Source organism: Chryseobacterium populi (assembly GCF_000282115.1).
Taxonomy (GTDB): Bacteria; Bacteroidota; Bacteroidia; order Flavobacteriales; family Weeksellaceae; genus Chryseobacterium; species Chryseobacterium populi.
In genome coordinates, this window is sequence record NZ_AKJY01000045.1 from 1 (window position 1) to 23,902 (window position 23,902).

24 protein-coding genes and 1 pseudogene are annotated in these 23,902 nt (G+C 36.6%); 22 read left to right on the top strand and 3 right to left on the bottom strand.

Features of this window, described 5'->3' with window-relative positions; all coding sequences use genetic code 11:
• From PMI13_RS11970 to PMI13_RS11980, 3 genes and pseudogenes are all read right to left on the bottom strand, one after another.
• Nucleotides 1–1,541, bottom strand: a pseudogene (locus tag PMI13_RS11970) (hypothetical protein); the annotation flags it as partial.
• Nucleotides 1,542–1,848: 307 nt separating this feature from the next.
• Complete coding sequence (locus tag PMI13_RS11975) at nucleotides 1,849–2,988, bottom strand: EpsG family protein (RefSeq protein ID WP_007844013.1); 1,140 nt, start codon at nucleotides 2,986–2,988, stop codon at nucleotides 1,849–1,851.
• The gene (locus tag PMI13_RS11980) at nucleotides 2,985–3,989 is read right to left on the bottom strand and encodes a hypothetical protein (RefSeq protein WP_007844015.1); all 1,005 of its coding nucleotides are present in this window, start codon (nucleotides 3,987–3,989) and stop codon (nucleotides 2,985–2,987) included. The genes PMI13_RS11975 and PMI13_RS11980 overlap by 4 nt, the downstream gene beginning before the upstream one ends.
• A 194-nt stretch (nucleotides 3,990–4,183) precedes the next feature.
• On the opposite strand from PMI13_RS11980, the gene PMI13_RS11985 reads away from it, so the two are divergent.
• From PMI13_RS11985 to PMI13_RS12090, 22 genes are all read left to right on the top strand, one after another.
• Complete coding sequence (locus tag PMI13_RS11985) at nucleotides 4,184–7,837, top strand: MMPL family transporter (protein ID WP_007844017.1); 3,654 nt, start codon at nucleotides 4,184–4,186, stop codon at nucleotides 7,835–7,837.
• Nucleotides 7,838–7,879: 42 nt separating this feature from the next.
• Nucleotides 7,880–8,794, top strand: coding sequence for a hypothetical protein (locus PMI13_RS11990; protein WP_007844019.1), 915 nt, complete (start codon nucleotides 7,880–7,882; stop codon nucleotides 8,792–8,794).
• A 1-nt stretch (nucleotide 8,795) separates the two neighbouring features.
• On the top strand, nucleotides 8,796–9,935 hold the full coding sequence (locus tag PMI13_RS11995) for a beta-ketoacyl-ACP synthase III (protein ID WP_007844020.1): 1,140 nt from the start codon (nucleotides 8,796–8,798) through the stop codon (nucleotides 9,933–9,935).
• Nucleotides 9,935–10,366 (top strand): hypothetical protein, encoded by a 432-nt coding sequence (locus tag PMI13_RS12000; protein WP_007844022.1) that lies wholly within the window; start codon nucleotides 9,935–9,937, stop codon nucleotides 10,364–10,366. Before PMI13_RS11995 ends, PMI13_RS12000 begins: the two co-directional genes overlap by 1 nt.
• A gap of 4 nt (nucleotides 10,367–10,370) precedes the next feature.
• The gene (locus tag PMI13_RS12005) at nucleotides 10,371–10,814 is read left to right on the top strand and encodes a hypothetical protein (RefSeq protein WP_007844024.1); all 444 of its coding nucleotides are present in this window, start codon (nucleotides 10,371–10,373) and stop codon (nucleotides 10,812–10,814) included.
• Between the two features lie 5 nt (nucleotides 10,815–10,819).
• On the top strand, nucleotides 10,820–11,242 hold the full coding sequence (locus tag PMI13_RS12010; RefSeq protein WP_007844026.1) for a hypothetical protein: 423 nt from the start codon (nucleotides 10,820–10,822) through the stop codon (nucleotides 11,240–11,242).
• A 39-nt stretch (nucleotides 11,243–11,281) separates the two neighbouring features.
• Nucleotides 11,282–12,277, top strand: a complete 996-nt coding sequence (locus PMI13_RS12015; protein WP_007844028.1) for a BtrH N-terminal domain-containing protein — start codon at nucleotides 11,282–11,284, stop codon at nucleotides 12,275–12,277.
• A gap of 1 nt (nucleotide 12,278) precedes the next feature.
• Nucleotides 12,279–13,034: an ABC transporter ATP-binding protein gene (locus tag PMI13_RS12020; RefSeq protein WP_007844030.1), complete on the top strand. Its 756-nt coding sequence runs from the start codon at nucleotides 12,279–12,281 to the stop codon at nucleotides 13,032–13,034.
• On the top strand, nucleotides 13,021–14,289 hold the full coding sequence (locus PMI13_RS12025; protein ID WP_007844031.1) for an ABC transporter permease: 1,269 nt from the start codon (nucleotides 13,021–13,023) through the stop codon (nucleotides 14,287–14,289). The genes PMI13_RS12020 and PMI13_RS12025 overlap by 14 nt, the downstream gene beginning before the upstream one ends.
• Nucleotides 14,290–14,365: 76 nt before the next feature.
• Nucleotides 14,366–14,791 carry an acyl-CoA thioesterase gene (locus PMI13_RS12030; RefSeq protein WP_007844032.1) on the top strand — a complete coding sequence of 142 codons (426 nt, stop codon included), beginning with the start codon at nucleotides 14,366–14,368 and terminating at the stop codon, nucleotides 14,789–14,791.
• Complete coding sequence (locus PMI13_RS12035) at nucleotides 14,791–15,921, top strand: beta-ketoacyl synthase N-terminal-like domain-containing protein (RefSeq protein WP_007844033.1); 1,131 nt, start codon at nucleotides 14,791–14,793, stop codon at nucleotides 15,919–15,921. The genes PMI13_RS12030 and PMI13_RS12035 overlap by 1 nt, the downstream gene beginning before the upstream one ends.
• A 7-nt stretch (nucleotides 15,922–15,928) precedes the next feature.
• Entirely contained in the window at nucleotides 15,929–16,471 is a 543-nt protein-coding gene (locus PMI13_RS12040; RefSeq protein WP_007844034.1) for a beta-ketoacyl-[acyl-carrier-protein] synthase family protein, read from the top strand.
• A 96-nt stretch (nucleotides 16,472–16,567) separates the two neighbouring features.
• Nucleotides 16,568–16,825 (top strand): phosphopantetheine-binding protein, encoded by a 258-nt coding sequence (locus tag PMI13_RS12045; RefSeq protein WP_007844035.1) that lies wholly within the window; start codon nucleotides 16,568–16,570, stop codon nucleotides 16,823–16,825.
• 3 nt (nucleotides 16,826–16,828) lie between these two features.
• The gene (locus tag PMI13_RS12050; RefSeq protein ID WP_007844037.1) at nucleotides 16,829–18,028 is read left to right on the top strand and encodes a beta-ketoacyl-[acyl-carrier-protein] synthase family protein; all 1,200 of its coding nucleotides are present in this window, start codon (nucleotides 16,829–16,831) and stop codon (nucleotides 18,026–18,028) included.
• Nucleotides 18,025–19,086, top strand: a complete 1,062-nt coding sequence (locus tag PMI13_RS12055; RefSeq protein WP_007844039.1) for a beta-ketoacyl synthase N-terminal-like domain-containing protein — start codon at nucleotides 18,025–18,027, stop codon at nucleotides 19,084–19,086. Before PMI13_RS12050 ends, PMI13_RS12055 begins: the two co-directional genes overlap by 4 nt.
• A gap of 125 nt (nucleotides 19,087–19,211) precedes the next feature.
• Nucleotides 19,212–19,964 (top strand): polysaccharide deacetylase family protein, encoded by a 753-nt coding sequence (locus PMI13_RS12060; protein WP_007844041.1) that lies wholly within the window; start codon nucleotides 19,212–19,214, stop codon nucleotides 19,962–19,964.
• On the top strand, nucleotides 19,961–20,587 hold the full coding sequence (locus PMI13_RS12065) for a LolA family protein (RefSeq protein WP_007844043.1): 627 nt from the start codon (nucleotides 19,961–19,963) through the stop codon (nucleotides 20,585–20,587). The genes PMI13_RS12060 and PMI13_RS12065 overlap by 4 nt, the downstream gene beginning before the upstream one ends.
• Nucleotides 20,553–21,188, top strand: coding sequence for a hypothetical protein (locus PMI13_RS12070; RefSeq protein ID WP_007844045.1), 636 nt, complete (start codon nucleotides 20,553–20,555; stop codon nucleotides 21,186–21,188). Before PMI13_RS12065 ends, PMI13_RS12070 begins: the two co-directional genes overlap by 35 nt.
• 7 nt (nucleotides 21,189–21,195) lie before the next feature.
• The gene (locus PMI13_RS12075; RefSeq protein WP_007844047.1) at nucleotides 21,196–21,801 is read left to right on the top strand and encodes an outer membrane beta-barrel protein; all 606 of its coding nucleotides are present in this window, start codon (nucleotides 21,196–21,198) and stop codon (nucleotides 21,799–21,801) included.
• A 4-nt stretch (nucleotides 21,802–21,805) separates the two neighbouring features.
• Nucleotides 21,806–22,186 (top strand): 3-hydroxyacyl-ACP dehydratase, encoded by a 381-nt coding sequence (locus PMI13_RS12080; protein WP_007844054.1) that lies wholly within the window; start codon nucleotides 21,806–21,808, stop codon nucleotides 22,184–22,186.
• Nucleotides 22,183–22,665, top strand: coding sequence for a hypothetical protein (locus PMI13_RS12085; protein ID WP_007844056.1), 483 nt, complete (start codon nucleotides 22,183–22,185; stop codon nucleotides 22,663–22,665). The genes PMI13_RS12080 and PMI13_RS12085 overlap by 4 nt, the downstream gene beginning before the upstream one ends.
• A gap of 4 nt (nucleotides 22,666–22,669) precedes the next feature.
• Nucleotides 22,670–23,842, top strand: a complete 1,173-nt coding sequence (locus PMI13_RS12090; protein WP_007844057.1) for a DUF2062 domain-containing protein — start codon at nucleotides 22,670–22,672, stop codon at nucleotides 23,840–23,842.
• The last annotated feature ends 60 nt before the right edge of the window (nucleotides 23,843–23,902 follow it).

A 23,902-nucleotide genomic window follows, 5' to 3' on the forward strand; every position in this document is an offset into this window, starting at 1 on the left:
GTAGTATCAAACATTCTGGCCATAGTAGCCGTCCACAGCCCTATATGATGCTGGTCTGTATACTGGCCTGCCTGAGAAATCAAAGCCAGCTGTCCGGTTCCAGGAAATACTCCCATATTATAGCCGTTTACATTAGACAGATCAAATCCTATATTTGGATACAGCTTAAATCCTTTCATAAAATCTGGCATATTGCTGTCTGTAGGTTTTATAATATGATAGTTGTTAAATTCAAAGGTATTTTTAGAAAGACCGGTTCTTACTCCATAAGGGGAAAAATCAATTCTGATGTCATCTACATATGTCCCTGAAGCAAGATTGGCAACAAGTACCGATGGAACTCTCCATCCGTTAGGGCACGGATCATAGGAGGATTTATTCCTATAAGGCCTGGCTCCATTATCTGAATTGTAATTTACATCAATAATCCCTTTAGAATTATCAGACCATAAATTAAGCTCCGGAAGCCGGTTATCTTTCATGCTCATTGACCTTCCAAACCAGTTGACCATTAAATTGGTATTGTTATTATAGTAAGCAGGACCGGAATTATCATCTTTATTAACGTAGATAAGGCTTAAAGGATTTTTCACCGACAGTTTAATATTAGCTGTCACCTCAGCATTGGAAAACAGGACAAATTTTCTGAGATCATCAATCCTTACCGCATTGGTGAAATTTTTAGCTCCTCTGTGCCTTACCCGTCCTATGGAACCTGATACTTCATAAAAGTCGTTGCCACGATATACAAGAGGAGGGATAGGATCTTTTCTTCCCCATTGGTACAATAGTCCTCCGTTTCTGTTCCATTCCGTACCGGTGATTGTTCCGCTTAGCGCTCCTAAATTCCGGTCCATCCATTGCCAGTCGGAATCTGGTATTAATTCTACCGTTCCGTCATCTTTTTCTCTTTTTATTCCTGCAAAGCTTTTGTAGGCAGGCCCGTTGGCAGGATCATCGGTTACCCAGATATGCCATGACCAGAACACTTCACCATCTACCCTGAAAGCAATAACTGCATTTCCTTCTTTAGCTTTATTGACAGGTACTTTTATTTTAGCATCCTCTCCTGAGCCCAATACTTCCAAAGAATAATCTACACCACAGATAATCAACCCGGGAACATCTTCCCACAGAACGTCAGCAGTTATTTTTCCTGCAGGAATTCCGCTTCCACCGATGTATTGGTCACTATCCCACATGGCATAAGCTTTCCGTACCGGAATATACAGTCCGCCATCATTCTGGATGGGATCAAATAGGTAGCTGTTGGGAGCTTTTGTCCAATCCTGAACAACAAGTCCGCCAGCTATCAGATCTTTTGAATCAGGGGAATTAATGTGGCTTTTAGTAAAAAGTATAGTTTTTTCTCTATTGGTTTTCTTGGTTTTAATTAAAGAATCTGCTTTTTTTAAATATCTGTTTTCTGATTGCTTATTTAATAACAAATTCTCTTCAGAATCAAGATTACTCCTGGAATAGGCATTGATCGATACAAGGCAAAAAACTGCCATCACATTTTTGATTACATTCTTTTTCATATCCTTAAAGTTTGGTATTAAAACACAAATACAAATCTTAAGCCTTCACCAATAGTTATCAATTAATTATATAAATAATTTCACAATAACTAAATTAAAATATAAATAAAGCAAAGCAAATATTATATGAATGAAAAATTAACTTTCAGCTACGGCAGCACAAAAGTACATTTTTGCCATTGTATATTTTGAATAACATTGTTAATTTTCAGACATACTGAAATCTTAATTTATTCATCATAAAATAAGTAACAATAAAAAGACGGCCTTTATTTAAAAGCCGTCCCAATATCTTGAATTAAAAAAATTAAGGTAAAATATGATTTTTGTAGAGGTCTATTGTAAACCTCCCCGCCTTAATATTTTTAAAAATTGCAAATACAATGAAATTAAAAATAACGAGTGCAACAATAAATATGTGAATCAACTTTTTTGTACCGGCATTCACTACATACATTGAATTAGGAATCAATATGTAAGCAAAACCGATAAATGCGCCGGCAAGCCTTGAAGAGAAAACAGGATTATTCCTGAAAATAAAATAAAAACATATTCCTATTACCGCATACATCCGGTGGTATTCATAGTAAGGATATTTCTCAACCATTTTGGTATCGAAAGTAAACAGAAAGAAGGTTAAAATAGCCATCATTGCTTCCGGGATTCCAAGCCCTCCGTTGAGCCGTTCTGCCGTCTCATCCACATATCCGTTAAATCCTTCAACAAGCATATTATCCGAGGCTATATTATTTAAAAAATCTCCGAATATTCTGTAGACTTCAAATGGAGACGCAAGGATGGAAGCAATAATTAACCCCAGCATCCAGGCTTTGTTTAAAGGAAAACGAACAAGCCAGTACATCGGAAGGAAAACATAACAAACATTATGAATCCCGCCCGCCAGATATATACATAAGAGGTAATAAAACAATTTTCGCTCTTTGATGAACCTGATGGCAAAATACACAACGAAAGAACCTAAATTCTGCCTGATCTGCCCACTCTCGCCAATAAAGAAGCCGGGAATAAACATAAGCGCAATGAAGGTAAACGGGTAAAATGTATTATCATTGATATATTCAACTTTAAAAAAGATTGCAAGTGCCGCAATAACAAGAGTAAGCATATAAAACGGCGCATTGAATACATTAAGCAATATTTTATTGATCAGTACGAAGAGCCATTCAAGCTCCATTGGCTGTGGAGGTTCCAGATGAAGTGCCGCAAAAAAGATAGAGATATAATCTTTGGTATCAGAATATATATAAATCCCTCTATAACTTCCGAAATCCGGCCCCACATTATCCCTCAGCCCTGCCAGTACAATAAGATAGCCTCCTAAAAACCAAAGCCATTTTTTATCTACCCCGCCACGATATACTTCCTGAAAGCTAAAAATAAGCATGTAGATAATGGCAATTATATAGTATGGATGTAATAAACTCATTGTGATACGTGGGTGTTTTTAAACTGATATGAAGCCAATATCAATCCCGTAAGAATCAAAGGCAGGAAAAGCCTTGTCTCCCAGAACAGTCCTACTAAAGTAATCATTACGAGATAAGGCGAAGAGAAAAAAAGATATTTTTTAAGAACAGCCTTCCCGCTTTCATTGCATAGCAGGAACATAAAATACAATCCTATTACTCCAAACATCAGCCCTGCCAGATTGTAAGGGCTTGTAAAATTTTTAATAAAATAAACTCCTTCAAAGAAAGAGGTTTCCTGAGGAATCGCCAGCCTCAACCCAACATAGGGCACAATAAAGGCAACGACAAGCATCAGCAATTCTTTTATATAGATTAAGTTTTTCTTTTTCAGCAGATTAAAATCAATAAAGAGTGCTGCAAAAAAAGCAATATTCAAACAGGCTGTTTCCCTTACGAACGTTGAAATAAAAATAATAAGGCTCAGTGTCAACAGATCTGATGATTTTCTGTCCTCATAATATTTCAGGGTAAACAAAACACCGGCCAGATAAAAGAAAACCGCAATACAATCGCAATTAGTAGGAACGTACTGCACAATAACGATGATGAAAACAGCAATCAGATGAAATAACCTTCTTATCTTAGTATTGAGAAGAATCTCAACAGGCTTAAGTTTTAAAACAGAATTCAATACAATGGAAGACAGAATAAAAAAGAAGCTGTTGATCAGAAAAATGCTGTGGTAAAATACCGTTCCGTTTTTCAGCAGGAAACTTTTAATCGAATAAAGATAATGGTCTATAATATAATTCAGAACATCCGTGACATAAATGCTAAGGTAATTGGGGATAACCCTATAGGCATACACCGATGAGAACATAAAGTCCGGAGCCTTTTCCATAGATTTCAATCTTACATAGGAAGATTCAAACCCATAATAGGACATAAAGAACAGCAGAAAAGGGAAAATTATTACAAATAAAAATCCGTTCAGTTTTTCATCAAATATTTTAAACATACTAAAATCCAAGTTTCCTCACTTAAGGAGTTTTTTGTTTTAAAATGTATTTTATTAATAGGGAACTTTTGCAAAAGTAGAAGTTTTTTTCATTTCACCTAGAAATATTTTACTGATTTTCAGTTAAACTTGTCCTTAAAAGTTTTGATCTAATTCTTAAAAATTTAAATTTGCAAACTTGATTTTATAATATAATGCACCGCTTTTTTATATTTTTATATCATCTGATTTCCAAAAACAGGCTGCTGGCTGTACTGGCTGCAACAGGAATTGCCCTGTTGTGTATTTTTTTTGCTTCAAAAATTAATTTTGAAGAAGATATCAATCAGATTATTCCTAAAAGCGAAAAATCAGACCTTACGGCGAAAGTTCTTAAACAGCTCAACTTTTCGGATAAGATCATCGTCATCATAGAAAATAAATCTGCTGAAAACAATTTTCAGCTTTCTGAAACCGCTGATCGCTTTTTAGAGGAAATTTCACCTCTTCAGAAATATATCAGTTCCGTTCAGGGCAAAGTAAACGACAATGAAATCTCTGAGACTTTCGATTTTGTCAATCAAAACCTTCCTTTATTTCTGGATGAAAATGATTACCGGGAAATCAGCAGGAAGCTTCAAAAAGACAGTATTGTAAAGCAGGTAGAAAGCAACTATGTTTCACTGGTATCACCTACCAGTCTTGTAACAAAAGAATTCATTAAAAAAGACCCGCTTGGATTTACTTTTTTAGGGATAAAAAAACTGAATGCACTCAATATCAGTAAAGATTTCAGGCTTGAAGACAACTACATCGTTACAAAAGACGGCAAAAACCTTTTACTCTTTATTGATCCCGAGAATAAAAGTAATGATACCAGGAACAATGAAGCTTTTGTAGATAAGCTCAATGGGATAAAAGAAGACATCAACAAACAGTTTAAAGGAAAAACAGAAATAAGCTATTTCGGATCTCCGGTCATTGCAGTAGCCAATGCCAAGCAGATAAAAAAAGACATTCAGAATACGGTGATTATTTCAATGACAGTGCTTCTGATTCTTTTAATTTATTATTTTAAAAATATCTTTACTCCGCTCATCATTTTTCTGCCTACTGTTTTTTCAGTTTTGCTGGCACTGCTGATCCTGTATTTTATTAAAGATAAAATTTCCGCCATTTCATTAAGCGTGGGAGCCATTTTAATAGGAATCACCATCGATTACGCCCTGCATATCCTTACCCATTATAAACATAACAACAACATTGAAGAGCTTTATAAAGAGATCACGCAACCGATTATTTTAAGCAGCGCTACCACAGCGGTGTCTTTTCTCTGCCTGATTTTTGTACGCTCAGAAGCTTTAAAAGATCTTGGACTGTTTGCTTCAATAACCGTTATTTTATCTTCCATATCGGCTTTAATTATTGTACCTCAGCTTTACCAGCCTAAAGAGAAAGAGGGAAAACCCAATACCAATTTTATTGATAAAATAGGCTCGTATCCTTACGAAAAAAATAAACCTCTGATCATTGCCTGTTCATTGGTGATCATTGCCTGCCTGTTTGGTTTCAGACATGTAGGTTTCAATGAAGATATCGGAGATTTAAATTATATTCCGAAAGATATAAAGGTAAGTGAGGCCAAACTTCAGCAACTTTCGGATCTCACTTCAAAATCTATTTATACCATTTCTTATGGTGATTCCGAAGAAGAGGCTTTAGCACGAAATTCTCAACTGAGCCAGTTTCTGGAAAAAGAAAAGCAGCAGGGAAAAATTTTAAGCTACAACTCGTTGGGAAATGTCGTTTTATCAGAAAAGGATCAGCAGAAAAAGATTGAAATCTGGAAAAAATTCTGGGATATTCAGAAAAAAAACCAGACTGTTTCCGAATTAATCAGTGCAGGAAATCAATTTGGATTCAACAGTTCTGCCTTTGCCCAATTCAACGAAACTTTAAACAAAAGCTATCCGACCCTAAGCCTTAAAGACTATGAAAAAGTAAAAGCCCTGCAGGTTTCAGAGTTTTTAAGTAATGAAAAAGGATTTTACACTGTTTCAAACATCGTAAAAGTAGATGAAAATAAAAGAGACGCTTTCATAAAAGATGTGGAGAAAAAGCATGATGCCCTGGCAATAGACCGTCAGCAAATGAATGAAAACTTCTTAGGATTATTGAAAAGAGATTTTAATACCCTTATCAATTATTCATTGCTGGCCATTATCCTGACCATTATTGTTTTTTTCAGAAACTTTGAACTGACCGTCCTTACCATGTTCCCGATTGTTTTAACGGGAATTGTAACGGCAGGTATTCTCTATTTTCTGGGATTAGAATTAAATATTTTCAGCACGGTCGTTTGTACGCTGATCTTCGGAGTCGGCGATGATTTCAGTATATTTCTTACGAAAGCCATGCAGAAAGAGCATACGACAGGAAAGAACGAACTTCCTACCTATAGAATTTCGATTATTTTGGCAGTTTTCACTACCATCCTTTCGATCGGCTCCTTAATTTTTGCTAAACACCCTGCATTGCATTCCTTAGCTTTGGTCGCTTTGATAGGAATGTTCTCCGTAATCATTATTACCTCTACCTTATATCCGTTCTGGTTCAGACTTTTAATTATCAACCGGGCAAAAAAAGGGCTTTCACCTGTCACATTCAGGTTATTCCTGCGCTCTGTCCTTTCATTTTTATATTATGGCCTGGGCGGACTTTTCTTTTCATTTTTCGGACATTTCTTTGTCAGAAAGGCCAAAGGAAAAACTTTAGATATCATTAAAAAATGCATCGCCTTATTTTTAAAATCAGTTTTACACCTTACTCCGTTTGTAAAGAAGACCATCATCAGAAATCCTGAAGAAGATTTCAGCAAACCGTCTGTCATTATTGCCAATCATACTTCTTTCCTGGATACGCTGGCTCTTGCCATGGCAACCCATAAGATCGTGTATTTAGTCAATGACTGGGTATATGATTCCCCGGTATTCGGAAAACTGGTAAAAGCATTGGGTTTCTTCCCGGTTTCCCAGGGTATAGAAAATGGGATGTCTCAACTCAAAGAAAAAATAAATGAAGGGTATTCTTTAATGATCTTTCCGGAAGCAGAACGTTCTTATACCAACGATATCAAAAGATTCCATAAAGGAGCTTTCTATATTGCCGAAGAATTTGGTCTTGATGTGGTTCCTGTTTATATACATGGAAATTCAGAAGTACTGCCGAAAGGAGATTTCGTTATTTATGACGGAAGCATTACGGTAAAAGTCGGAAACAGGATTAATAAAGATGATCTTAAATTCGGGAAAACATATTCCGAAAGAACAAAAAAGATCAATGCCTATTTCCGGGAAGAATTTGCAAAGCTCAGAAATGAAATTGAAGATGAGAATTATTTCAAGAAGAAACTTTTCTTAAGCTTTCTCTACAAAGAAACTGGAGTAGTACAGCAGGTAAAAGAAGACTTCAAAACCAATAAATCTGTCTATTTTGAATTAAACAAGCATATTCCTAAAGATGCTACCATTCTTCATATTGCAGATGATTACGGGCAGACGGACGTTTTACTCACTCTTCAACAGGCAGGCAGAAAAATATTCAGTCTAATTGCCAATCGTGAAAAGAGGGAAATTGCAGCACAGAATTATATTGTCAAAAGAAGAAAGATCAATTATATAGAAGATATTTCAGAGCCGGGCAAAGAAATCAATATACTTTTGGTTTCAGATGAAAGCTACGACATCAGTATGATTCCAAACCTTCCTGAAACGATCATTTTCATGAATATTAAAAATAATTCATTTAACAGTACTGATTATTCATTAGAATTTAGTTCAGAATCATTAAAAATATTTAAGACTAAATAATAAATATGAAAAGCATATTTTTGTAAACGCTAAAAAATAGTAATGAAAAAAAATATACTGGTTATCTATTACTCACAAACCGGACAGCTGGAAGATATTGTGAAGAATGTAGCTAAGCCTTTTGAAGCAAAAAAGGATGAATATGATGTTAGCTATTACAATATTCAGTTAAAGGAAGACTTTGCTTTTCCGTGGTCGAGTGATGTTTTTTTCAATACATTCCCGGAATCTTATCTTCAGATTCCAAGTGAAATTCTTCCACCACCTGAGGAAGTATTGAGTAAAAAATTTGACCTGATTATATTCGGATACCAGGTTTGGTATTTAACACCATCCATTCCAATCATTTCATTTTTAAAAAGCAGTTATGCAGATGGCATTTTGAAAGACACACCCGTTGTTACCATCTCCGGAACAAGAAATATGTGGATGCTTTCCCAGGAAAAATTAAAAATCTATCTGAGAGACCTTAAAGCAAAACTGGTTGGAAATATTGCTTTGGTAGACCGCCATGACAATTATACAAGTGTACTGACCATCCTTCGCTGGATGACAACAGGGCAAAAAGAAAAATCAGGAATGCTGCCGGCTGCCGGAGTATCTGATGAAGAAATCACCGGATCGGTAAAATATGGAACAATTATTGAAAAATATTTCAGCAATAATGATTTAAATACCCTTCAGCCGGAGCTGGTAAAAAACGGAGCCGTCGAAATCAGGCCCTTCCTGGTAAGAGTGGAAAAAGTAGGGAATAAAATTTTCACCGTATGGTCAAATCTGATTATAAAGAAAAAAGAGAAGCGACCATTGCTGATAAAATTCTTTAAGGTATATTTGATGGCAGCGATATGGATTATCTCACCGGTAGTTTTGGTTTTACACCTGCTCACAACACCAATTTTTTGGGTTAAAAGAAAAAAACAGAAAGAATATTTACAAGGAATTAATTTAAAATAGAATGAACGACGTATTTATAACAAAAGCATCAACATACCTGCCCAATGAACCGGTTTCTAATGATGAAATGGAAACGTATCTTGGTTATATAAACGGCGCTCCGTCAAAGGCTAAAGCTATAATTTTAAGAAACAATAAAATTACAACAAGGTATTATGCTTTAGATAAAGAAGGAAACCCAACGCATACCAATGCACAGATCACGGCAAAAGCCGTAGAAGGACTTTTTGATGAAAATTTCAGAAAAGAAGATATGGAATTATTATCTGTAGGAACCACTTCCCCGGATCAGATCCAGCCTTCCCATGCATCTATGGTTCACGGGGAATTAAACGTTGGAAAATCCTTGGCAATTAATACCTCAACAGGTCTTTGTAATTCCGGGATGAATGCCTTGAATTACGGTTTTCTTTCTGTAAAAGCAGGTGTTCACAAGCATGCAGTGTGTGCAGGATCTGAAAGAATGTCTGCCTGGATGACTGCTGATAAATTTAATCACGAAGCAGAAAATTTAATCTTATTGGAAGAGAGACCTATCATTGCTTTCAAAAGAGAATTCCTGAGATGGATGCTTTCTGATGGTGCAGGTGCTTTTTTATTAGAAAACAAGCCGAGAGAAAATGAAGTTTCTTTAAGGATTGAATTTATTGATTTTTACTCATATTCTCACGAAATTGAAGCCTGTATGTATGCCGGTTGTGAAAAGCAGGAAGACGGAAGCCTGCAATCATGGGCAGATTATCCGTCAGACGAATGGCTGAAGCAATCTATCTTTGCTTTAAAACAGGATACAAAACTTTTAGATAAATATATTCTGGTAAAAGGTGCTGAAAGTTTAAGAGCATCTTTTGATAAACACAATCTGGATCCCGAAAAAATAGACCATGTTTTGGCACATATTTCTTCAGGCTATTTTAAAGAAGGTTTAAAAGACGAATTTGCTAAAAAAGGAATGGATTTCCCTTGGGAAAAATGGTTCTACAATCTTTCTGAAGTCGGAAACATTGGTGCCGGATCTATTTTCATTGCTTTGGAGCAACTAATGAATTCAGGAAAACTGAAAAAAGGAGAAAAAGTACTTCTTTGTGTTCCCGAAAGTGGAAGATTTGCGTATTCTTGTGCATTATTAACGGTTTGCTAATGGAAATAAAACTCCCTACATCAGACAAAAATTTTGTAGAAAGCCTTATTCCGCAAAGATTTCCTTTTGTAATGGTAGATGAAATTTCAGATTATTCTGAAAATCACCTGATATCAGGATTCAAAATACAGGAAGACAATATTTTTGTTCATAACGGAATTTTTCAGGCTTCCGGATTAATTGAGCATCAGGCTCAGAGCGTAGCTTTACATACCGGATACAAATATTATCTGTTGGGCAAAGAAGCTCCGACCGGATATATTGGTGCCATTAAATCTTTTGAGACAGAAACCCTGCCAAAAGCCGGAGACCGGGTGACTACCGAAGTTACCATAATCAATGAAGTAATGGGAGTTACATTGGTGAACATCGTTACTAAAATAGATGATAAAACCATTGCCGGATCCCAGATGAAAACCGTTGTAAAATAAATTAATGGATATAAAGGAAGACCATATCATCAATATACATCAGTTTTTACCCCATCGTACTCCCATGCTGATGGCAGATTACATATTGGAGCTCACCAAAGAAAAAGTGGTTACTTCCTTTGAAATTCTTAAAGACAATATTTTCGTTCACCAGAATGAATTCGTTGAAGCTGGACTGATTGAAAATTTAGCCCAGACCTGCTCTTCAATTCTCGGGCAGAGTTTCTTCGAAAACCCTGAAGCCGATACCAAAGTAATTGGTTTTATCACCAATATCAAAAAGATTGAAATTTTCGCCTTACCAAAAGTTGGCAATAAAATCATTTCAAAAGCATCTCTGATCTCCCAGTACGAAAATATCTGTCATATTTTTTGCGAAACCTTTAATCAGGATGAATTATTAATCAGAGCTGAAATTAATTTGTTTATTCAGGAAATAAAACAATAATACGGATGAAAAAGCAAAATCTTCCCCAGGACGAAAGCAATCTGAAGTCAGCAAACATGACAGAAATACTGTATGTGACTGATGAAAACGATAACTACACCACTGCAAACAGCATCGGATGGGATGCCAAAAAAGCAGCTTTGGATGAATCAATGGCTCTTATCAATGAAAGAATAGAAGAAGCGAGACAGAATGTTGCCAGCCATATAGTAAGTCCCGTTATTTATTTTATGGAACTGAATAAAATGGATTTAGGTGTACTTGCATCTTACGTAGGAATGTGGCAATGGCGGGTAAAAAGACATACTAAACCAAAAATATTTAAAACACTAAGCGATACTGTGCTGAAAAAATATGCAGATGCATTTGGAATCACAGTGGCAGAACTAAAAAATTTCGACGGAAAGCAGGAGCAAACATCCTCATGATGCATCCCCCTGAATCTCCGGAAAAACAAAAATGTACCGATGAAACTGAACTTTGAACATCACCAGACCGCCCATTGCGAAAACGGTGTTGCCTCCAATTTATTACGCTATAAAGGTTTAAAACTAAGTGAACCTATGATCTTCGGAATCGGATCCGGACTATTTTTCGTGTACCTTCCTTTTCTGAAAGTGAATTTCGCTCCCGGATTCAGCTATCGGCCGATGCCCGGAGCTATTTTCAGCAAAGCAGCCAAAAGGTTGGGAATTAAAATCAAAAGACAAAAATTTTCAAATCCTAAAGATGCGCAGACCGCATTAGAAAGAAATTTAGAAAATAATATACCCACAGGTTTGCAGGTAGGTGTTTTTAACCTTACTTACTTCCCGGAAGAATACAAATTCCATTTCAATGCCCACAATCTTGTCGTATATGGAAAAGAAGACGGCAGATTTCTGATCAGTGATCCTGTCATGGATTATGTGACCTCTCTTTCCGAAGCAGAACTGGAAAAAGTGCGATACGCCAAAGGAGCCCTGCCTCCTAAAGGACATATGTATTACCCTATCTATGTTCCTGAAAATGTAGACCTTGAAGGCGCCATCAAAAAAGGAATCCATGATACCTGTAAAAATATGCTGGCTCCTGTTCCGCTTATCGGAGTAAAAGCAATACGTTGGGTGGCAAAAAGTATCCCCAAATGGGCAGAGAAGAAAGGGACTAAAGTGACCAATCATTATTTAGGACAGCTCATCAGAATGCAGGAAGAGATCGGAACCGGCGGTGGCGGTTTCAGATTTATATATGGCGCATTTTTACAGGAAGCCGCAGAAATCCTTAAGAATGATCAGCTCAAAGAACTATCCAAAGAAATCACTTCAATCGGAGACCTTTGGAGAGACTTTGCCGTAGATATTGCCCGGGTTTATAAAAACCGGAATTCAAAAAGTAATATTTATCAGGAACTGTCAAAATCGATGCTTCATCTTGCCGATCTGGAAGAGGCTTTTTATAAAAAACTTAAAAAAGCGATTTAAGGTGGAGCATATCATTGAAATAAAAAACCTGTATAAAAAATACAAGCACGCAGAAGAATTTTCTGTGAATGATATCTCGTTGAATATTGAGAAGAATGAAATCTACGGAATTCTGGGGCCAAACGGTGCCGGGAAAACGACTTTGATTTCTATGCTTTCGGGATTGATAAAACCCACTTCCGGCCAGTTCAAAATCAACGGATTATCTCCACAGAAACACAGCTTTAAAATAAAGCAGATCATAGGAATCGTTCCACAGGAATATGCACTTTACCCTACTCTTACCGCTAAAGAAAACCTGCTGTTTTTCGGAAGTTTATATGGCTTAAAGCATAAAAACCTCCATAAAACTATTGATGAATCACTGGAGATTATGGGTCTGTCAAAATTTGCAGATAAGAAGGTAGAACAGTTTTCAGGCGGAATGAAACGCCGTTGTAATCTTATCGCAGGAACATTGCACAATCCTAAAGTTCTTTTCCTGGATGAACCAACCGTAGGCGTAGACGTACAATCTAAAAAAGTAATCATCGACTTCCTTCAGGAGCTCAATAAAAATGGGACATGTATTATTTATACTTCCCATCACCTTTCGGAGGCAGAGGAATTCTGCACTAAAATCGCCATTATCGATAAAGGGAAAATCCACGCGGTAGGTACACCGGAAGAACTTGTTTCGCAAATAGCCAATGCAGAAAACCTGGAAGACGTTTTCATTTCATTAACCGGAAAAGAATTAAGAGATGTTGTTGTATAAATTGTGGAGAAGCTTTATCAAGGAAATCCTTTTATTAAAAAGAGATATTGGTGGGATCGTGATTATTTTCGTAATGCCTTTGCTGCTGATTGTAACGATTACTTTAATTCAGGATTCCACATTCAAGAACCTTGAAGGCTCAAAAATTCCGGTCATTTTTATTGATAAGGATCAATCTGAAGTGTCAAAAAGTATAAAAAAAGAGCTGGAAAACAGCAAAACATTTCAGTTACTGACTAATTTCAACGAAAAATCGGCTCAGGATGCCGTATTTTCAGGAGATTATCAGATGGCCATTGTGATTCCGGAAAACTTAACAAAAGATCTCAACTCCAACATCGATTCCAAAGTACAGACGATTGTAAGTTCGTTTGGAATAGAAACCGACTCCTCGGTGGAAAAAAAAACAGTTGCAAAAACCAAGGAAATTCATTTGTATTTTGACCCCGCAACCAATGCCGGATTCAAAAATTCCGTAATGAATTCTGTGAATAAAATGGTCTTTGAAATTGAAAACAAAAAGATTTACAAAGCTTTTCAGGATCAGCTCGGAACTACAGACAATCTTGAAGAAAATAAAAACTTAATCAGTTTTAAAGAAATCAGCCCTAAAAAAGGAGATACCGAAATCATGCCTAATTCAGTTCAGCATAATGTTCCCGCATGGGCACTTTTTGCCATCTTCTTTATTGTTGTTCCGCTTTCCATTAACCTGGTAAAAGAAAAAAGCCAGGGCACCAGTGTGAGGGTCAGAGTAAGTCCTACTCCATATTATATTCATATTCTGGGAAAAACATTTACTTATCTTATCATCTGCATCATTCAGTTTTTGCTGATGGTTGCCGTAGGAATCTATCTTTTTCCTTATATGGATTTACCGCAGTTTGATGTTACCGGAAAAATGTTTCATTTAATCGTGGTTACTGTTTTTGCAGGATTGGCAGCAATCGGTTTTGGGGTTTTATTGGGAACTTTAGCAGATACCCAGGAACAGTCTGCCCCTTTTGGAGCGACTTCGGTTGTGGTTCTCGCTGCTATCGGAGGAATCTGGGTTCCGGTATTTCTAATGCCTGAATTTATGCAGCATGTTGCCAAATTCTCCCCGATGAACTGGGGCTTGAATGCCTATTACGATATCATCCTTAGAAACAGGGGAATTGGAGGGATAGCCAAAGAACTGGCTTTATTATTTTTATTTTATCTTGCCATGGTAACCATTTCCATTTTTTATGAAAGAAAACTCCATAATGTTTAACCTATAAAGCATTTACAGATGTCAGGAGTTTCCTGACTTTGATAAAAATAAAATACATACACCGGAAGAAAACAAAATGCAGTCTAAAGAGAAAATAATACAATGTTCTGAAGAAATCAGGGTAAGATTTAATGAAACAGATCCTCTGGGAATTGTCTGGCACGGGCATTATATTGTCTATTTTGAAGACGGAAGGGAGGCTTTCGGAAGACAGCACGGGCTTACTTATCTCGATATTCAGAACGCGGGTTATGTAACCCCGATCGTAAAGAGCACCTGCGAGCACTTCCTGCCTTTAAAATATGGTGAAACATTCAGGATTGTAACGACTTTTGTCAACTCAACATCTGCTAAGCTGATCTATAAATATGAACTTTTCAATCAGGAAAACAAACTGGTCTGTAGTGGAGAAACCATCCAGGTATTTTTAGATTCCGACGGAAATTTATGTTTGTATAATCCTGAGTTTTTTCAAACCTGGAAAGATAAAATGGAATTATAATGAAGCAGGAAATTTATATTACAGATTATAACTGCGTTACCCCTTTAGGATTTGATGTTACTTCCAACTGGAATGCATTGTTAAAAGGTAAATCCGGTGTGGCAAAACATAAAATCATTGAAAATCAGGACGCTTTTTACGCATCTGTGATTGATACTGAACAACTGGAGAAAGAATTCAGCCGTAATTTTGATCATCAGGATTTTACCCGGCTGGAAAAAATGTTGCTGTTAAGTTTAAAACCTTTAGCAGAAAAGCACAATATCACAGAAGAAACAGCATTTATACTTTCTACAACAAAAGGTAATATCAGCCTGTTAAAAAATCAAACCGAATTACCGGAAGGCGTTTATCTTTCTTCCCTTGCTCAAAAAATTGCTGACTACTTCGGATTTAAAACAAGCCCAATTGTAGTCTCCAATGCCTGTGTTTCAGGGGTAATGGCAATTTCGGTTGCTAAAAACATGATCCGGGCAGGAAGATATAAAGATGCCTTTGTTATCGCCGGAGATGAAATATCAGAATTTGTTATTTCCGGATTCAACTCTTTTCAGGCGATCGGCAGTGAGCCATGCAAACCTTATGACAAAAACCGTAACGGAATTAATATCGGTGAAGCCGCCGCCTCAGTGTACATTACTTCAACACCCGGAAATGAAAAGTTCAGGTTTAAAGTTTCCGGAGACTCGGCCATCAACGATGCCAATCATATTTCCGGCCCGTCAAGAACCGGCGACGGATTGTATGCAAGTATTAAAAATGCGATTACGGAGGCTCATGTTTCAGCAGAACAGATCGATTTTATTTCTGCCCACGGAACAGCTACTTTATATAATGACGAAATGGAAGCAGTTGCTTTCAACAGAATGGAGCTTCAAAATATCCCTTTAAACAGCATGAAAGGCTATTACGGGCATGCTTTGGGAGCTTCCGGGTTACTGGAAAGTATTATTTCCATGGAGAGTGCCCTTCAAAATACATTACTTCCTTCCAAAAACTTTGAAGAAACGGGAGTATCCCAACCCCTGAATGTGATCAGGGAAAATCAATCCGCAGAAATCAGGTATATCCTGAAGACAGCATCCGGTTTTGGGGGTTGTAATGCAGCAATTGTTTTAGAAAAATCTTAGAGTGAATATGATGAAGAGAACAGACATCTGCACGATAGAAAGCTCAAAAATAACAGTAAATGAAGAGGTTATTTTTGAAAGTCAGGCTGAATTTTTCTCAGATTTCGCGAAAGAAGCCTATAAAAGTTTAGAACTCAATTATCCTAAATTTCATAAAATGGATAACCTGAGTAAGCTGGCTTTTCTTGCTTCCGAAATGCTTTTGAAAGATGAGGATAGCCACAGAACAGCATTGGTATTGGCCAATAAGTCGTCCAGCCTCGACACAGACTTCAGATATCAGGAAAGTATCAATTCTCCGGAAAATTTTTTCCCGAGCCCGGCCGTTTTCGTTTACACATTACCCAATATCTGCGTAGGTGAGATCAGTATCAGACATCAGATGCAGACAGAAAATGCGTTTTTTGTTCTGAATGAGTTTGATGAAAAATTTTTAAACGGTTATTCCCAACAGATTTTACAATCCGGAAAAGCCGACAAGGTATTATGCGGCTGGGTAGAACTCTATCAGGAAAGTTATAAAGCTTTTGTATATTTGCTAACTTTATAAAAAATGTAATAATATATCAATGTACCAGTTTACCAATTATAAAAACCGTATATATTATACTGATACATTGATACATGATTAAAGAAATTAATATTTATGGAAAACTTAAAAACCGAGTTAAAGCACAAAATTATTGAAGTCCTTAACCTTGAGGATGTTTCTGCTGATGAAATTAAAGATACAGATCCGTTATTCGGTGGCGGATTAGGCTTAGATTCTATTGACGCTTTAGAACTGATCGTTCTTCTTGACAAAGATTACGGAATCAAATTATCCGATCCTAAAAAAGGAAAAGAGATTTTTCAGTCCATCGATACTATGGCAAAATTTATCGAAGAAAACAGAACAAAATAATTAATGAGTCATAAAATTGCCATAACAGGAATGGGCATTATTTCTTCCATTGGAAACAATGTGGAGGAAAATTTTATTTCACTAAAATCCGGCAGGCATGGTATTTCAGACATTCAGGTTTTTGAGACCCGTCATGCCGGAACAATAAAAACTGGTGAGATAAAAAAATCTAATGAAGAGCTTGTACAACAGCTTCAGCTTGATGAAGACAATAATGTCACAAGAACAACTTTATTGGGTATGGTTGCTGCAAAAGAAGCCTTGGAAAGTGCCGGAATTTCAGATATCAATGAATACAAAACCGGATTGATTTCCTCAACCAGCGTAGGTGGGATGGATATCACTGAAAAGTATTTCTACTCTTACGAAGACTTTCCTGAAAAGCAAAAATATATTGACGCTCATGATGCCGGGAATTCATCCTTAGCTATCGCAGATTTCCTGGGATTAAAAGGAATGGTTTCTACCATCAGTACTGCCTGTTCATCTGCTGCCAATGCCATTATGATGGGTGCAAAGCTGATTAAAAATGGGGTTTTAGACCGCGTGATCGTGGGTGGTACAGATTCTCTTTCAAAATTTACTTTGAATGGCTTTAATACCCTGATGATCCTTACAGATTCTTATAACACTCCTTTTGACAATGACAGAAAAGGATTAAACTTAGGTGAAGCAGCGGCCTTTTTGGTGCTTGAATCTGATGCAGTCATAAAAAAAGAAAACAAAAAAGTATTAGCTTACCTTTCCGGTTATGGAAATGCCAATGATGCCCATCATCAGACAGCTTCCTCAGAAAACGGACAGGGAGCTTATTTAGCCATGCAGCAGGCTTTAAAAGTTTCCGGACTTCAGAAAGAAGAGATTGACTATATCAATGTTCACGGAACCGCTACTCCTAATAACGACCTGTCGGAAGGAATTGCAATGATCAGGATTTTCGGGGAAAACAAGGTCCCGGAATTCAGCTCTACAAAAGCATTTACCGGCCATACTCTGGCCGCCGCCGCAGGAATTGAAGCTGTTTATTCAATCCTGGCCCTGCAACACAATATCATTTTCCCGAATCTGAATTTTAAAACCCGGATGGAAGAATTTGATTTGACGCCCGTTACCGAACTGAAAGAGAAAAACATCCATCATGTGCTTTCCAACTCGTTTGGGTTTGGAGGAAATTGTTCAACATTAATTTTCTCTAGATCATGAGTGCAGTCTACATCAACAGTGCATCCTGCATTTCTGCTCAGGACACTCTAAATGAAAATTTATTCCAGCATTTAAAACCTCAAAACTGGGGTTCGATTATAAAAGCTATTGATCCCAATTACAAGGAATTCATTCCCCCTGCCATGATCAGGAGAATGTCTAAAACTGTAAAAATGAGCTCTGTAGCTTCCCAACATGCTTTAAAAGAAGCCGGAATTGAAAAGCCGGATGCCATTATTGTTGGCACCGGAATGGGCTGTTCCCAGGATTCTGAAAAATTTCTAAAAAATGTGATTGATAATCATGAAGAGTTTCTTACTCCTACTTATTTTATTCAATCCACTCACAATACTGTAGCAGGACAGATTGCTTTAGGCCTTCAATGCCACGCTTACAATTTCACTTATGTAAATACCTCATCCTCACTGGAATTTTCTATGCTGGATGCAAAGCTTCAGATCACCGATGGAGAGTCTGAGAATATCCTGGTAGGCTCTACTGACGAACAGACCGAAAGAACAATGGAGCTTTATCAGCTGAATAACACCATTAAAAAATCTGAAGATCTTCCGTTTGATTTTTTAAATTCAAAAACAAAGGGTGTTATCTGGGGAGAAGGCTCAAGCTTTTTCGTCTTAGGAAAAAATAAAACAGAAAACTCTTATGCCCAATTGAATGACATCCAGATCAGTAACAGACTGGAAACTGATGGAGTTCAGGGATTTATTGTGGATTTTCTGAGTAAGAACAATCTGACAGCACACGATATTGACGCAGTGATTCTGGGTTTCAGCGGAGATTCGGATTCTGATGAATATTATATAAAAGCGATGAACGTATTTCCTGATTCAGCTTTATTGTATTATAAACATCTGAGCGGTGAGTTTAATACAGCGAGCGGATTTTCAATATTTATGGCTTGTCATATCCTCAAGAATCAACAGATTCCTGAAGTCATGATGATTAATTCAACAAAGAAAGAAAGCATTAAAAATGTGCTTATTTATAATCACCTGTTGGGAAATGATCACAGCTTGGTGCTGTTGGGGAAAGTTTAATAGCTGAAAGGTGAAATCGCTTAAAAAATTAATGACTAGATTTTTAAAACATTAAGAATCAGTTAGAAGTTAAGATTAGATTCCACGCTATACTTCGTTTTAGAGTCAAATTCAAATCATAAAAGATGAAACATTATCCATTCATTTTCTTCTACCTTTTCTGTAACGTATTTATTTATGCGTTTCAGGGGAGTTTCTGGGTTTATGTGTTTTGTTTCCTGGCTTTTTCAGCGGTTATGGTCTGGGGTTCTTTTGATATTGAACTGGGATATTTTGTCAACAGCATTACCCATAAAAGAACGGAGATTAAAGAAATCGCCCTTACTTTTGATGACGGCCCGACTGAGTTTACACCAAAGTTTTTAGATCTGCTGCAGGAATATGAGATTAAAGCAACATTTTTCTGCATCGGCAAACAGATTGAAAAATACCCTGAAACTTTTGAAAGGATCATCAGAGAAGGCCATACTGTTGGAAACCATACCTTTTCCCATTCAAACCAGACAGGATTTCTATCCACACACAAAATGGTTGCAGAAATTGAAAAATGTGATGAAATCATTTCGGGGGTCGGTCATATTAAAACTGATTTGTACAGACCACCTTTTGGTGTTACCAACCCTAATATTGCAAAAGCAATAAGAAAGACAGATAAAAAAAGTATCGGCTGGAATATCCGGTCGCTGGACACCATAATCGATGATGAAAAGAAGATCTACAAAAGAGTGACCGGAAAAATAAAACCAGGAGGCATCATTCTGCTGCATGACACTTCAGAAAAGACCTACCATGTTTTGGTAGATTTATTGCTATTTTTGAAGGATAAAAAGTACTCGACTTTTACCATCGATTCAATTATAAATTTAAAGAAAAAATGATTAAACATATAGCTCTCGGAGCATTTTTACTGGTTACAGGTTTCTTTTCTGCCCAGAACACGGCAATGAACGGAGCTGAAGCAAAAGCCTTTGTAACGAAAATTTCTTCCGATACCAAAGAGATCAAAACCCTGCAAAGTGATTTCACCCAAACCAAAAAACTGGATTTTCTGGATAAAAGTATCGTTACATACGGGAAAATGTCTTTAAAATCTCCGAATACGCTAAGCTGGAGGTATACTAAACCTTATCAGTACAGCATTGTTTTTAAAGAGAATAAGATTTTCATTAACGACCAGGGAAAAAAATCTTCTGTAGATGCCAAAAGCAAAACATTTGAAAAGATCAATAAACTGATTGTAGGAAGCTCAAACGGGAAAATGTTCAATGATCCTGAATTTACAGTAACTTATTTTAAGAATGCCGGTTATAACATCGCTAAGTTTGTCCCGAAATCTTCTCAGTTATTAAAATATATCAAGCAGATTGAACTGAGTTTTCCTAAAGGACAGTCTACTGTTTCACAGGTAAATATGACGGAAGCATCCGGAGACACTACCAATATTGTTTTCAAAAACACAAAGATCAATGCGCCCATTCCTGCTTCAGAGTTTTCTTTATAGTTTTTTTCTTTTAGGTTTGCTTTCCTGTAAAACTTATCAGCTTACAGAGGCAACCCCAGTTTCAGGCTCTGAGGGAACCGTTGAAAACCTGTATTTTTCTTCTAATGAAGATTATGTTTATAAGTGCCAGATGGATATTTATAAGAATCATGTGAGCGGAATTTTGATTATCAAGAAACTGAACGATACGACGCACCGTGTCGCATTGACTTCTGATTTCGGAAATAAGCTGATTGATTTTGAGATTTCAGATACTGATTTTAAACTCCATTATGTTCTTCCCGATCTGGATAAAAAAATCGTTATCAACTTTTTAAGAAACGATTTTCAACAGCTTCTCAAGCAGAAATATCCTGTGACCGGAAGTTTTGAAAATACAAATTCTAAAATTTATCTTTCGGAGATTGGTAAAAGAAAACATTACCTGTTTTTCAATAAAGAAAACGGATTGCTTCATCAGTTGGTTTACACTAAAAACAATAAGGAAAAAATCGTTTTCAGTTTTGAAGCAAAAAAACATATCTTCGCGGATAGTGTGAATCTACAGCACAAAGATTTTAAAATCAATATAAAACTATTTCAAATAACCGAAACCGAATAAATTATTCATGAAAAAACTATCTTTTTTACTCATCTTATTAATATCAGGTCTATCTTTTGCTCAGGTAACTTTCAATCCCGGGATCAGAGGCGGTCTTAACCTTGCTAAATTTACAGAATCCGACAGAGGCGTTTATAACTGGTTTGATGATGACTATTATCCGAATGACCCCGGATTACAGAAAGAAAAGACAGATTTTATTGCAGATTTTTACATCGGTTTTTTCGGAAATATCAGATTTGCAAAATTTTATGCGCTTCAACCCGAATTGAATTATTCGAGACAGGGAAGTAAAATAAAGCTTGGCAATGAAACGTATGAGCCGAAGATCTCATATATGTCATTTCAGGTGGTTAACAAATTTTATTTCGATAAATTTAATATCCATGTGGGACCTTCCATTGATTTTGCCATTGAAAACAAAGGTTTTGAGCCTTCCAATAATGTAGACTTAGGCTTTTTACTGGGTGCAGGTTATGATATTACTCCTAATTTCGGAATTGAGGCAAGGGTGAAAAAAGGAATTATAGAAGTGGCTTACAGCAATGATGAAAACAGAACCAATGTTTTGCTTCAGGCTGGAGTTTATTATACATTTAACATGAAAAAATAGGATTATGCAGACTATTCTTACGGATTTTTACACTTTACAATCACACGATAAAACGGAAAACGGAAGCTTTATTGCCCATATCACCCTGAATAAGGACCATGATATTTTCAAAGGTCATTTTCCTGGAAATCCTGTTACTCCGGGAGTTTGTATGATGCAGATTGTAAAGGAACTTACAGAAGAGTTTACAGGCTTAAAATTATTTCTGAAAGCAGCGTCCAATGTGAAGTTTATGGCAATTATCAATCCGTTTGAAACCCCTGATTTAATACTCCAACTGGATATTGATCAGAACGAAAATGAAGTTAAGGTAAAAAACACCACTTTATTTGGCGAGACTATTGCATTGAAAATGTCAGTAAACTATAAAAAATTGGCATCATGAAACTTATCCTGTCATTCTTAACTACTTTTATTTTTTTCTTTCAGACTGACCTGGAAGCTTTAAGAAACAGCTATGCAAAAGCAAACCAATCTAGTGAGAATACCCGGAGCTTCATCAGTATTGCTGAAAAACAATCAGGATCTGATCCTGTGACAAACGGTTACAAAGCAGCTGCCCAGATCATGGAGGCTAAGATCACTACCGAAAAAGGCAAGCGGAAATCTTTTGTGAAAACCGGAGCCACTACTCTTGAAAACCTGGTCAAAAACAATCCCAACAATATCGAGCTGAGGCTGATAAGATTAAGTGTTCAGGAAAACATCCCAAAAATTGTAGGATACAGAGGAGGTTTAAAAGAGGATAAGGCATTTATCCTTAACAATTACAACAAGCAAAGTACTGCATTAAAAAATTATATCAAAAAATTTGCTGTGCAGTCTAAGACCTTTACGGTAACAGATAAAGCTTCATTAAAATAAAACAATGACTCTTCCTGAAGTACAGAATGCAATCATCGAAAAGAAAATCTGCATTTTAATACCTACCTACAATAACGAAAAAACTCTGAGAAGAGTGATTGATGGTGTGCTGGATTATACCTCCGGTATTATTGTGGTTAATGACGGTTCCACAGATTCCTCTTTTCAGATTTTAGACGGTTATACAGGAATTACGGTGGTTAATTTACCTGAAAACAAAGGAAAAGGGAACGGCCTGAAAACAGGATTCAGGAAAGCAAAAGAACTGGGTTATCATTATGCCATCACAATCGATTCGGACGGTCAGCATTATCCGGATGACATCCCCGTTTTTGTAGAAACTTTACTGAAGGAAAAGGAAGATGTTTTACTGATCGGAAACCGTAATATGTCCCAGGACGGAATTCCTAAAAAAAGCAGCTTCGGAAACCGTTTTTCCAACTTCTGGTTCTGGTTTGAAACCGGGATCAAGCTGGAGGATACCCAGTCCGGATACCGTCTCTATCCTCTGCTCAGAATCCCTAAAAAATATTTTACCCCGAAATTTGAATTTGAGATTGAGATCATTGTAAGATCGGCATGGAGACATATCCCTGTAAAAAATGTTCCGGTAAAAGTTTTATATGATCCTTCCGAGAGAGTATCTCATTTCAGGCCTTTTAAAGATTTTACAAGAATCAGCATTCTGAATACGATTTTGGTTACAATCACTTTGTTTTATATTATTCCGAGAAATTTTGTGAATAATTTCAAAAAAAAAAACTTTAAGAGATTTTTAAAGGAAGATGTTCTGGAAAGCGACGGAAGCAACCGTACGAAAGCTTTTTCTATTGCTTTAGGGGTTTTTATAGGATTGTCACCTTTTTGGGGATTCCATACATTACTGGTCATTTCCCTTGCTGTTCTTTTCAAGCTGAATAAGGTACTGGCTTTTGTTGCTTCCAATGTGAGCTTGCCACCATTTATTCCTTTTATTATTGCTGCAGCACTGTTTTTAGGAGCTCCTTTCGTGCACGGCAACAGTGATATCCTCAGCCAGGAACTGAATTTTGAACTGATTAAAAACAACCTTCTTCAATATGTTATCGGAAGTGCTATTCTGGCCAGCACCATGTCTGTACTCTCGGGGGTAGCTGCTTTTCTTTTCCTGAGCAGATTTAATCCTGAGAACAATTAATCTTTATCTTAAAAAAATAAAAAAAATCCATGAAGCAGAGCTTCATGGATTTTCATACGT

Coding starts and splice junctions, on each gene's coding strand:
- PMI13_RS11975 (WP_007844013.1), bottom strand. CDS start 2,988: ATGAGTTTATTACATCCATACTATATAATTGCCATTATCTACATGCTT.
- PMI13_RS11980 (WP_007844015.1), bottom strand. CDS start 3,989: ATGTTTAAAATATTTGATGAAAAACTGAACGGATTTTTATTTGTAATA.
- PMI13_RS11985 (WP_007844017.1), top strand. CDS start 4,184: ATGCACCGCTTTTTTATATTTTTATATCATCTGATTTCCAAAAACAGG.
- PMI13_RS11990 (WP_007844019.1), top strand. CDS start 7,880: ATGAAAAAAAATATACTGGTTATCTATTACTCACAAACCGGACAGCTG.
- PMI13_RS11995 (WP_007844020.1), top strand. CDS start 8,796: ATGAACGACGTATTTATAACAAAAGCATCAACATACCTGCCCAATGAA.
- PMI13_RS12000 (WP_007844022.1), top strand. CDS start 9,935: ATGGAAATAAAACTCCCTACATCAGACAAAAATTTTGTAGAAAGCCTT.
- PMI13_RS12005 (WP_007844024.1), top strand. CDS start 10,371: ATGGATATAAAGGAAGACCATATCATCAATATACATCAGTTTTTACCC.
- PMI13_RS12010 (WP_007844026.1), top strand. CDS start 10,820: ATGAAAAAGCAAAATCTTCCCCAGGACGAAAGCAATCTGAAGTCAGCA.
- PMI13_RS12015 (WP_007844028.1), top strand. CDS start 11,282: ATGAAACTGAACTTTGAACATCACCAGACCGCCCATTGCGAAAACGGT.
- PMI13_RS12025 (WP_007844031.1), top strand. CDS start 13,021: ATGTTGTTGTATAAATTGTGGAGAAGCTTTATCAAGGAAATCCTTTTA.
- PMI13_RS12030 (WP_007844032.1), top strand. CDS start 14,366: ATGCAGTCTAAAGAGAAAATAATACAATGTTCTGAAGAAATCAGGGTA.
- PMI13_RS12035 (WP_007844033.1), top strand. CDS start 14,791: ATGAAGCAGGAAATTTATATTACAGATTATAACTGCGTTACCCCTTTA.
- PMI13_RS12040 (WP_007844034.1), top strand. CDS start 15,929: ATGATGAAGAGAACAGACATCTGCACGATAGAAAGCTCAAAAATAACA.
- PMI13_RS12045 (WP_007844035.1), top strand. CDS start 16,568: ATGGAAAACTTAAAAACCGAGTTAAAGCACAAAATTATTGAAGTCCTT.
- PMI13_RS12050 (WP_007844037.1), top strand. CDS start 16,829: ATGAGTCATAAAATTGCCATAACAGGAATGGGCATTATTTCTTCCATT.
- PMI13_RS12055 (WP_007844039.1), top strand. CDS start 18,025: ATGAGTGCAGTCTACATCAACAGTGCATCCTGCATTTCTGCTCAGGAC.
- PMI13_RS12060 (WP_007844041.1), top strand. CDS start 19,212: ATGAAACATTATCCATTCATTTTCTTCTACCTTTTCTGTAACGTATTT.
- PMI13_RS12065 (WP_007844043.1), top strand. CDS start 19,961: ATGATTAAACATATAGCTCTCGGAGCATTTTTACTGGTTACAGGTTTC.
- PMI13_RS12070 (WP_007844045.1), top strand. CDS start 20,553: ATGCGCCCATTCCTGCTTCAGAGTTTTCTTTATAGTTTTTTTCTTTTA.
- PMI13_RS12075 (WP_007844047.1), top strand. CDS start 21,196: ATGAAAAAACTATCTTTTTTACTCATCTTATTAATATCAGGTCTATCT.
- PMI13_RS12080 (WP_007844054.1), top strand. CDS start 21,806: ATGCAGACTATTCTTACGGATTTTTACACTTTACAATCACACGATAAA.
- PMI13_RS12085 (WP_007844056.1), top strand. CDS start 22,183: ATGAAACTTATCCTGTCATTCTTAACTACTTTTATTTTTTTCTTTCAG.
- PMI13_RS12090 (WP_007844057.1), top strand. CDS start 22,670: ATGACTCTTCCTGAAGTACAGAATGCAATCATCGAAAAGAAAATCTGC.